Origin of the sequence: Marinitoga sp. 1155 (assembly GCF_001021175.1) — a bacterium.
GTDB lineage: Bacteria > Thermotogota > Thermotogae > Petrotogales > Petrotogaceae > Marinitoga.
In genome coordinates this window covers 1-11320 of the sequence record NZ_AZAX01000028.1, presented here as the reverse complement: position 1 = coordinate 11320, position 11320 = coordinate 1, and the positions used below count along the sequence as shown (strand labels likewise).

At 27.0% G+C, this 11320-nt stretch carries 9 protein-coding genes; 4 read left to right on the top strand and 5 right to left on the bottom strand.

Features of this window, described 5'->3' with window-relative positions:
* The 5 genes from X274_RS08440 to X274_RS08420 form a co-directional block, all read right to left on the bottom strand.
* The gene (locus tag X274_RS08440) at positions 1 to 867 is read right to left on the bottom strand and encodes a polyprenyl synthetase family protein (RefSeq protein WP_084822707.1); all 867 of its coding nucleotides are present in this window, start codon (positions 865 to 867) and stop codon (positions 1 to 3) included.
* On the bottom strand, positions 836 to 1378 hold the full coding sequence (locus tag X274_RS08435; RefSeq protein WP_047266394.1) for a bifunctional nuclease family protein: 543 nt from the start codon (positions 1376 to 1378) through the stop codon (positions 836 to 838). The genes X274_RS08440 and X274_RS08435 overlap by 32 nt, the downstream gene beginning before the upstream one ends.
* 32 nt (positions 1379 to 1410) lie before the next feature.
* The gene (locus tag X274_RS08430) at positions 1411 to 2157 is read right to left on the bottom strand and encodes a lysophospholipid acyltransferase family protein (RefSeq protein WP_047266393.1); all 747 of its coding nucleotides are present in this window, start codon (positions 2155 to 2157) and stop codon (positions 1411 to 1413) included.
* Positions 2150 to 3376: a tRNA uracil 4-sulfurtransferase ThiI gene (gene thiI, locus X274_RS08425; protein ID WP_047266392.1), complete on the bottom strand. Its 1227-nt coding sequence runs from the start codon at positions 3374 to 3376 to the stop codon at positions 2150 to 2152. Before thiI ends, X274_RS08430 begins: the two co-directional genes overlap by 8 nt.
* A gap of 68 nt (positions 3377 to 3444) precedes the next feature.
* Positions 3445 to 4293 carry a YitT family protein gene (locus tag X274_RS08420; RefSeq protein WP_156166180.1) on the bottom strand — a complete coding sequence of 283 codons (849 nt, stop codon included), beginning with the start codon at positions 4291 to 4293 and terminating at the stop codon, positions 3445 to 3447.
* Positions 4294 to 4397: 104 nt separating this feature from the next.
* Here X274_RS08420 and X274_RS08415 point away from each other — a divergent pair, with 104 nt between their 5' ends.
* The 4 genes from X274_RS08415 to ileS are packed head-to-tail and all read left to right on the top strand — an operon-like array spanning position 4398 to position 10781.
* Entirely contained in the window at positions 4398 to 4865 is a 468-nt protein-coding gene (locus tag X274_RS08415; protein ID WP_047266391.1) for a Mut7-C RNAse domain-containing protein, read from the top strand.
* A 23-nt stretch (positions 4866 to 4888) separates the two neighbouring features.
* Positions 4889 to 7642: an ATP-binding protein gene (locus X274_RS08410; RefSeq protein WP_052913261.1), complete on the top strand. Its 2754-nt coding sequence runs from the start codon at positions 4889 to 4891 to the stop codon at positions 7640 to 7642.
* Between the two features lie 19 nt (positions 7643 to 7661).
* A complete protein-coding gene (locus tag X274_RS08405) occupies positions 7662 to 8018 on the top strand; it encodes a response regulator (protein WP_047266390.1) in 357 nt (118 codons plus the stop codon).
* Between the two features lie 15 nt (positions 8019 to 8033).
* Positions 8034 to 10781 carry an isoleucine--tRNA ligase gene (ileS, locus tag X274_RS08400; protein WP_047266389.1) on the top strand — a complete coding sequence of 916 codons (2748 nt, stop codon included), beginning with the start codon at positions 8034 to 8036 and terminating at the stop codon, positions 10779 to 10781.
* The last annotated feature ends 539 nt before the right edge of the window (positions 10782 to 11320 follow it).

Genomic DNA, 11320 nt, shown 5'->3' with positions numbered 1-11320 from the left:
CTATTTCCTTTCAATAATAGATTTTATTTCTTCTAAATATTCGATGAATTTGAAAATTTTTAATTCTGAAAGTATAGACAATGTTTCTTTAAATAAACTATCAGCATATTTTTTTGCTTCCATAACAGAAAAAATATTTAAAAAGGTAATTTTATTTATATCATTATTCAAGTCCTTGCCAACTTCTTCAAAATTTCCAAATTTATCCTTTATATCATCATATATTTGAAAAGATACCCCAAAATTTTCTCCAGCAATTTTTAATAACTTAAAATCATCATTTTTATTGAGTATCAGTGGAATACACGCAAAAGAAAATTCAAATAAAGAAGAAGTTTTTTTTACATACATTTTTTTTATATCATCTTTTGAAGGATTAAGCAACTTTTTCTCAAAGGCCACATCTAATGCTTCACCTTCAATAAGATTTAACAGTGTTTCTGAAAAAAAACTATTTAATAAATAAGACTCATTAATATCAAAATCAGAAAATAATTTAAATGGTAAAATAAAACCAAGATCTCCTGTCAAAATAGCTTGCCATTCACTAAATTTTTTATGATTTGTTTTATTTCCACGACGATATTCGCTATTATCTATTGCAGGTAAATCATCATGGATTAATGAAGCTGTATGAATAATTTCAATTATAAAACCTATTTTTAGAAGTTTTTCTTCATCCACATTATAATATCGACCAATATTGTAAATTATCCATGGACGTAATCTTTTCCCACCAGAAAAGAAAGAATATTCAAGAGGTTTTTTTATTATATCGTCTATATCTAAAAATATAAAAAATCGTTTTGATTTTCTATCAAAAAATTCCTTAAAATCATTTATTTTCATTATCTTCATTCCCTTCATCAAAAAAATGTTTCTTTATTGTATCAATGTCAAAATTTTCAAGAAAATCTTTGAATTCTTTTCTTTTGATTTCAGAATCTTCATTATATTGATCATCAATTGGTATAAAAGAAAGATCTATTCCATTATCCATAACAACTTTATCTCTTACATATATTGGAATTTGATTTTTTACAGCTAAAATTATAGCATCAGATGGTCTTGAATCAAAAGTAATAATATCTTCATCTTTTTCTAAATAAATTGTTGAATAATAGATATCATTTTTCATATCAGTTATTTCAATTTTTTTTAAAAAATAATTTTCTTTTTCTAAAATATTTAATAGAAGATCATGTGTTAACGGCCTTGGAGTTTCCTGATTGTTTATAGCCAATGCCAGATAAGTCGCTTCACAGGCTCCGATCCAGATAGGAATACCTATGTGCGTATGTTCTATTCTTAAAAACACAACTGGAGAATTTGAAACCTTATCCAACCCCATAGTTATAACGTCCACTTTCTTAAACATAAAACCACTTCCTTTAAACAGAAAAAAATAATTTAATTTACTTCTTTTGATAACAATTGATATATATAATCTCTCAAAGACTCTTCATTTTCAAAATTTTTTGGATTAATCGGTTCAAAGATCCTCACTTTTATCTCATGTGGAGTTAGAAAATAGTCTCCTTTTTTTATTATTTGATATGTCCCATCAATAGATACTGGAATAATTTTAATTCCATATCGATATGGTATCATTAAAGATCCTTTCTTAAATGGTTTGACTTTTCCATCTAAGGTTCGCGTGCCTTCTGGAAAAAGCGCTAATTTATTTCCATTATTCAATTTTTTCTTTAATTCTCTAAGTGCTTTTGCAGCTTGAGATGGATTTTTCCTATCAATAAAAACTGATCCTAAAGCTTTTATATAAGATGAAATTATAGGTGCTTTCTCCAGTTCTTTTTTTGCAATAAATCCTACTGGATGCACATAGCCAATAATCAAAGGTATATCAAGCAGACTTTGATGATTGGCCACAATAATATAAGGTTCATCTTCTAACTTGTTTAAATCATAATCACTTTTTACAATAACATTTATTCCCATTAATTTAAAGGATCTCTCACCAAATTTCGAAACTACCTTTCTTAAAAAAACATCAGCTTTTTTTTCACCTGATATTATTTTAACTATTTTCGAAATTAATAAGACTAATGATCCATATATAACAACATATCCAAAAAAACCTATATAAAACCATATGGTTAATATTATCTGTTTTAATAATAATACAAATTTACTCATTATTTAATCCCTCTTTTTCTGAAAAAACATAATTATCAATAATACTACCATTTTTTATAATATAAACAAGACTATTATTTAATGCATTCAACTCTAAAGTTTTTATATCTTCAATTTTATTTTCCATTAACTTTATTTTATCCACAAATGATTTGGTTGCAGGACTCTTAGGTAAAAACGCAACACAACTATCTTTATAAGGAAGAATTGAAATATCATAAGTACCTATTTCTTTAGACTTTCTAACAATATCAAGTTTTTCATATCCTATTAACGGTCTCAAAATCAGCATATCTGTAGCTTCAGATATAGTAATCATATTTTCCAGTGTTTGCGATGCTACCTGTCCTAAATTTTCACCTGTGATCAATGCAGCACTTCCCGTATGCCATGCAAGTTTTGAAGCTATTCTCAACATAGATCTTCTTTGCATTATCAAAGAATAACTATCTTTTTTCAATTTTTTTATAGCCATTTGTACTTCAGTAAACGGTATTATATAATGATAAAAATTAAATGGATAGAATTCACTTAATTTTTTACTTAACTCCAATAATTTAAAAATTGTTTTTTCCCCATTACTTGGTGGACTATAAAATGATATAGCATTTAATTTTAATCCTCTCTTCATCATAGTCCATGCAGCAACAGGACTATCAATTCCACCAGATAACATAATACTTGCTTTTCCACCTGCACCAACTGGATATCCGGCAAAACATTCGATATTTTCAAAATATACAAACGAAAGTTCCTGTCTTATTTCAACTTTAATTAAATATTCAGGTTTATGAACATCAACTGTTAGCTTATTAAACTCATTAAGTATATCTTCTCCTAATTTTTTATTTAAATCAAAACTTCTAATAGGGAAAGACTTATCGGTTCGTCTTGCATCTATTTTAAACGTTCCACTTTCCACATGATTCTCTTTTAATAACCATATAATTTTATTTTTGATATCATTATAGTCCTTTTCGACCTCAATAGCAGGCGAAATGGATTTAATTCCGAATACCTTTTTTAAAGAATATAGCATTTTTTTGTCTATTTTTATATTATCTTTTGGGAATACTATAATTCGGCCATAAATTTTTTTTACTTTTACGCTATGATTTAACTGAAGAACGATATTGTTCATTAATTTACTTTCAAATATCTTTCTATTTTTCCCTTTGGTACCTATTTCACTGTATTTTATAACAACAAAACCATACATATTTCTTCCTCCTCTATTATACTATAATTTTCATTATATAAAAAATTATTACATTTTAACAAAAAATCTTATATCCTTAATTGTTCAAATCCCTGACCAAAAACACCTGCAGCAGAAGACATTGAAATAAATGCATTTTTATCATATTTTTTTATAATTTTTAATACTATAGGTAATTCTTTTCTTTTTATTATAGTCAATATAATATTCTTATTTTCCTTTGTATACCAACCTGTTCCCTGGATTACGGTAACTCCCCTTCCAAGAGTTTCTGTGATTTCATCTGCTATATAGCCATAAAATTCTGAAAAAATAAACAATTGAACAGAAGACTTTTTTCCTTCTAATACAAGATCAGTAGCATAACCTGCTATTGCCATCGTTACATAACCATAAATGATTTTTTCAAAAGAACCAAAAATAAAAATAGAGCTTCCAATAATTATTATATCAAATAAAAACATAGTTCTTCCAGGGCTGATATTTCTAAATTTGTTAATAATCATAACTATTATTTCTGTTCCACCTGTGGTTCCACCAGCAAGAAATACTATGCCTACTCCACTACCCAATAATATTCCACCAATTACAGTAGATAAAAATTGATCGTATATAATTGGAGAATGGAAATAATTTTGTAAAATTGTAATAAATAGTGATGAACTTAAAATTCCATATGTTGTTTTAAATCCAAATGATTTACCAATAATTTTCATTGCAATATAAAGAAGAACAATATTCATTAATAAATAACTAATGCCAACCGGGATACCTGTAATATAGTATATCATAGTACCGACTCCACTTAAACCCCCACCAACAATTTTCCAGGGTATTAAAAACAAAGTCCATCCTATTGCATTAATAAATGTGCCAATTGTAATAAGTAAAAGTTCTTTTATCATTTCTATTTTCAATTCGGTTGCCTCCTTCAAATAAAATCCACCTAATTATATCAAAATAATTTTAATTTATTGGTATTATTGTTAAAAATTTAAGATTTTTATAGTATAATATTCTTATGAATGAAAATTTTATTCTTGATATGCCATTGGGAAAATTAGCTAAAAAGCTGAGAATTTTAGGATTTAATACAATATATTATAATAATATTACATATGATGAACTGGAAAAAATAGTTTCCAAGAATGGTGATTATATAGTTTTAACTAAAAGCACAAAATTTTATGAATCATTATACAATAAATATAATATCTTATTCATAAAATCTGATAATTGGAAATCACAATTAAGATTTTTAGTAAAAAAACTAAAGTTAAAAATAGATATTTCAAAAATGTTTTCAAGATGTATAATTTGTAATTCTAAACTTATTCAAGTGGAAAAAGAAATCTACAGAGAATTTATTCCAGATTATGTATATTTAACCATAAATAATTTTAAATACTGCAAACATTGTAAAAAAGTATATTGGAGAGGAACACATGTTGAGCATATGATAAAAGATTTATTTAAAATACTTAAATAATATAATATTTGGAGAGTGATTAAATGATAAATGAATTATTAAAAAATTTTTCAAATGAAAATCCTTCAAATTTATTAAAAGCTGTATTGAATGATACAGCAGAAACTTTATCTCAAAAATTTAAAACAGATATTTATATATTTATTCATGAACCTCCAAGGAATTTAATCAAATTATTTGGAGTTTCAAAAAATTGTGACGTTGTTGAAAAATTTAAAATTTATTTTTCAGATAATAAAGGATTATATGAAAACTTACTTAACAAAAAAATCGCTACAATTACAATAGAAAAATTTGAAGAATTACAATGTCTAAATATAGAAAGCTTATATCTAATTCCCATTGTTTTGAATAATTCTTTAATAGGTGTGTTTGCTGTATCAAAAGAATTAAATGAAAATGAAATAAAAAAATTCTATGATGAAGCAGAAAGTTATGGTATTATTCTGAAATTAACCATGGAATTCCTTGTTCTAGAAGAGACTAGAAATAGATTAGAATATATCGAAAAAATTACAGACCTATTTGAAAACATATTAGATGAAAACAAATTAGTAAAAAAAATTTTAGATACAATAAAAAATATGTTACATGCACAAGGAGTATTATTCTGGAAAACTGAAGGAAATAAATTAATTTTAAAAGAATTTTCAGGCTTTTCTGATGATGACATAATAAAAAATATATTGGATGATTTTCATTCACTTGAGGGGTTATGCAAAAAAAACAGAAATCCTTTTCTGGTTGTGGGAAAAAGTAGATTTGAAAATTTTTACATCCCTTTAAAAACAGAAGTGTTATCCGCATTATATGCTCCAATAATAATAGATAATATAGATTATGGTGTAATTAGCGTTTATAATAGAGAGGAAGGATTTGGGTTTAGACCGTATAAACATTTTGATACCTTTGATTTATCATCATTAAGAAATATTACCAGAAGACTTGGATTGGCTCTCAGTAGAATATATTTGTATGATAAATTAAAGGATGAAATAGAAAAATTAATTACTTTGAAAAAAAATCACGAAAATTTAATTAAAGTACAGAGAGAACACCTTGATAAATTGAATTCATTGCATAAAATAAGTCAGGCAGTTAGATCCACATTTGATAAAAATAATGCAATTAAAATAATGTTAATGGGGCTTACAAGCGTTAGAGGATTGAAATTTAACAGAGCGTTATATTTGGAAAGAGATAGATTAAAAGGTGTTCTGGTTCCGAAAATATGGGTTGGTCCATCTGATGATGAGGATGTTAATGCAATATGGAAAGAAGCTAATAAAAGAGCTTTGAAATATGGAGATATTGTTCAGTATTTAAGAGAAGAAGCTATACAATTACCCTCTAATAACAAACTGACACAAACTGTTAAAAATAAACTTATAGTTTATAAAGGTCAGACTATTTTGGAAAGAGCCGTTACAAAAAAACACATAATACATGTTGTTCCTCAAATGATAAAACTAAAAAATGATGAATTACGATATTTACATGAAATTATAAAATATGAAGAATTTGTAATAATCCCCATCACCGGAAAATGGGAAACAAAGGGAATAGTAATTGCTGATAATAAATTTACAGGAAAAGAAATAACAGCAGTCGATATTGAGATATTGAGATTATTTCAGGATAGTATAGGATTATCTATTGAAACTATTGAAAATTATGGTGAATTAAAAGAGAAAACAAAATCTCTTGAAGAGCAAAAAAATTTAATAGATTTTTATAGAAGATTTAATGAAAACATTTTACAAAATCTAGCTCTTGCAGTTATAGTAATAGATAGAAAAGGAAAAATATTAGAATGGAATAAAAAAGCAGAATTATTTTTTGACAAAACTAGAGAACAAATTGTGGGTGAAAGCACAGAAATATTAAAAGAAAAACTTGGCGTAGATGTTATAAATTCTATTGAAAGTGTATTTTTTACACGTGAAGAGATGAAAATGCCAAAATATATTATTAATCACGGTAATAACGAAAGAGTGTTTGACATTCAATTAGCTCCATTATGGAATAGAGATCTTGATGTAATAGAAGGGGTCATTGTTACATTTGATGATGTAACTGAAAATTATAAAATGGAAAAAGAAATTGCAAGAAGAGAAAAATTAGCTGCAATAGGTGAAATGACTGCACGAGTTGCTCACGAAATAAAAAATCCACTTACTATAATAGGCGGTTTTGTCAACAGAATGATGAAAAAATTGGACCAACCTGAAAAAATAAAACAATATTCACAAATTATTATGGACGAATTATCACATTTAGAAAGTATTGTTTCAGAAATTTTAGAATTTAGCAGAGGAAGTAAAATACCAACATTTGAAATAGTAAATATAAATAAAATGATAGATGATATATTGCTTATGTATCAAGATTTTTTTTACCAAAAAAATTTAGAGTTGCAATTTGAAAAAATGTTTGATAAAATAGAGGTAAAATGTGATAGAAGCCGAATTAAACAGGTATTAATAAATTTAATTAAAAATGCTATTGAAGCTACAAATGAAAAAAATTATATTCATATTAAAACCGGTATAGAAAATGATTTTGTTTTTTTTCAAATAGAAAACAACGGTTCTCCAATTCCACAAGATGAGCAAAATAAAATTTTTTCACCTTTTTTTACAACCAAAGTACAGGGAACAGGCTTGGGATTACCTATTTGTAAAAAAATAATAGAAGAAGAACATAAAGGTAAACTTTATTTAGTAAAATCAGATGAACAATCAACCATTTTCCGTTTTGAATTACCGTTAAATTAATTTTTGGGAGGGGTTATATATGGCAAGAATATTGATTGTCGATGATGAAGATAATATTAGGCTACTTTTAAAGGAAGAACTAGAGGATATGGGTTATGAAGTAACCGATGCCAATTGTGCTAAAAAAGCATTGGAAATATTATCTAAAGATCAGAATTTTGACATTATTTCGCTTGATATAGAAATGCCTGAAATGAATGGATTAGAATTAGCTGCAGAAATAAGAAAAAAGTATCCCGATAAAAAAATAGTATTAATGACAGCATATAGTCATTATAAAAGCGATATGGCATCGTGGGCCGCAGATGCTTATGTGGTAAAATCATTGGATTTAACAGAATTCAAAGACACAATAAATAGACTTTTACAATTATAGTGGAGGTGCTTTACATTGGATTATAAAGATACATTAAATTTGCCAAAAACGAGTTTTAAAATGAAAGCGAATTTAAAAACAAAAGAACCGGAAACACTTAAAAAATGGGAAAAAATGAATCTTGAACACTATATTAGAAAAGAAAGAGAAAATGCTCCTACATATATTTTGCATGATGGTCCTCCATATGCGAATGGCCATATTCATATTGGGCACGCTTTAAATAAGGTTTTAAAAGATATTATAATAAAGTATAAAACTATGAAAGGATATAATGCACCATATGTTCCAGGATGGGATACACATGGATTGCCAATAGAACATAAAGTTACAACCGATTTAGGTGAAAAAGCAAAAACAATGTCAAAACTCGAAATAAGGAAATTATGTGAAGATTATGCTTTAAATTTTGTAAATATACAAAAGGAAGAATTTAAAAGACTTGGTATAAGAGGAGATTGGGAAAACCCTTATGTTACATTAAAACCTGAATATGAAGCAAAAGTTTTGGAAATCCTCAAAAAAATGGTAGAAGACGGTAATGTTTTTAGAAATAAAAAACCTATATATTGGTGCCCGAGTTGTGAAACAGCATTAGCTGAAGCTGAAATAGAATATCATGATCACACATCACACTCTATATATGTTAAATTCGAGTTAGAAGATGAACCAAATACATATGTTGTTATATGGACAACAACTCCATGGACATTGCCTGCAAATGTAGCAATAGCATTGCATCCAGATTTTGATTATGTAAAAGTACAGGTAGGAAATGAAAAATGGATTTTAGCAAAAGGTCTTATGGAAAATCTACTGAATATTGCAGGTGTTAAAGATTATGAAATCTTAGAGGAATTTAAAGGAAAAGATTTAGAATACAAAAAAGCGAAACATCCATTCATGAATAGAGAATCACTAATAGTATTAGCTGATTACGTAACACTTGAAGATGGTACTGGTTGTGTTCATACTGCCCCAGGTCATGGTGCAGAAGACTATCAAACAGGGTTAAAATATAAATTACCTGTATTGTCTCCTGTAAATCACAAAGGAATATTTACAGATGAAGCAGGAAAATATAAAGGATTACATATATGGAAAGCAAATAAAATTATAATAAATGATTTAAGGGAATCCGGACATCTAATAGCTCAAACAGACATAAGGCATTCTTATCCTCATTGCTGGAGATGTAAAAATCCAGTTATATTTAGGGCAACAGAGCAATGGTTTATTTCTGTTGATAAAAATAATTTGAGAGAAAAAGCTTTAGATGAAATTAAAAAAGTCAAATGGATTCCTGACTGGGGTGAAAATAGAATAACAGCAATGGTACAGGACAGACCAGATTGGTGTATCTCAAGGCAAAGAGCCTGGGGAATTCCTATCCCTGCATTATACTGTGAGGATTGTGGTGAAACCTATATAGATCCTATTGTTATGGATAAAGTTATTGAAATAGTTGAAAAAGAGGGTACAAATGCTTGGTATGAAAGAGATGTCAAAGACTTTTTGCCAGAAGGTTATAAATGTAAAAAATGTGGTGGAACTCACTTTAAAAAAGAAGAAGATATTCTGGATGTATGGATAGATTCAGGTTCCTCGTGGGATGCTGTTGTTAATGTACGAAAGGATTTAAATAAATATCCTGTAGATTTATATTTAGAAGGCACAGATCAACACAGAGGTTGGTTCCAGAGTTCCTTATTTTTATCTGTTGCTAAAAACGGAATAGCTCCATATGAAACAGTATTAACACATGGATTTATTAAAGATAAAGATGGAAGGAAAATGTCTAAATCATTAGGAAATGTAATAAGTCCATTTGACGTAATTGAAAAATATGGCGCTGATATATTAAGATTATGGGTTGCTTCAAGTGATTATAGAGGAGATATAAGGGTATCATTTGATATATTAAAACAACAAACCGAAGTATATAGAAAATATAGAAATACTATAAGATTCTTATTAGGAAATACATCGGATTTTGATCCACAAAGCGATTCTGTTCCATATGAAAAAATGGAAGAACTTGATAAATGGGCTATGATGAAGATTCACCAACTTATTGAAAAAGTTACAGAAGCTTATGAAAATTATGAATTCTTCAGGGTACATCATTTGATTAATAAATTCTGTACAGTTGAGATGAGTTCAATTTATCTTGACATTATAAAAGATAGAATATATACAGAATTGCCAAAATCAAAATTAAGAAGATCCGCACAAACAGTTATGTATGAAGCATTAGTTGTATTGACAAAATTGATGGTTCCATTGCTTGCATTTACAACCGAAGAAATATACTCTTATTTACCAACAAAAAAATATGAAACTGTACAACTTGAAAAATGGCCTGAAGTAAATATGAATTATATAGACAAAAAACTTGAAGAAAAATGGAACAAAATATTCCAGTTAAGAGAAGACGTTACAAAAGCTTTAGAAGAAAAAAGAAGAGAAAAATTTATCGGTCATCCCTTAGATGCTAAAATAATAGTTGAACCAAAATCCTCTGAATTAAAGGAAATATTAAATGAATATGACCCATATTTTATAGCTGATTTATTTATTACATCTCAATTTGAATTAGGAACTGTTGATGAAGGATTTGAAGGGGAATATTCAAAAGTAAAAGTTGTAAAGGCAGAAGGAAAAAAATGTGAGAGATGTTGGAAAATACATCCAGAAGTTGGTAAAAACGAAAAATATCCAGATGCATGTCCTAGATGTGTAAATGTGTTAGAACAATTATAATAGACCAGCAAGAGTTTTTTAATTAATTTGTTTATCAATTTTTTACACCAGTACATGTACAGTTTTAAAATATAATAGATTATCACAAGATAAAATCCAATATTTGTAAAGTATATAAAAACATGTAAATAAAAATCTTGGCTAACCAATACCAGGTTAGCCAAGATTTTTATTTAAATATTATGCTATGATAACACTACCTCAAAAATTTCTTTCTAAATTTAATTAATGAGCATAAATTTTTTCGATTTAAAAATTAAAAAAATTTTGGTAACATGTAAGATTTTGTGTAAATGATTTTTTAGCATTTCCTGTAGTAATGATTTCATAAGTTATTTTATTAATATATCAGATGATATATTAATAATTGTAAAAAAATAGTAAATATTTTATGCGTTATAAAAATTTAAATTAAAAGGTGGTAGAATTATTATTAGATAATTGGAATTTTAATATAATAAATATTTGAAATCTTTGAGGTGATTATGTGGCTATAAATATAGAAAAAGCTATTAATTATCTTATTGATCAGATAATGC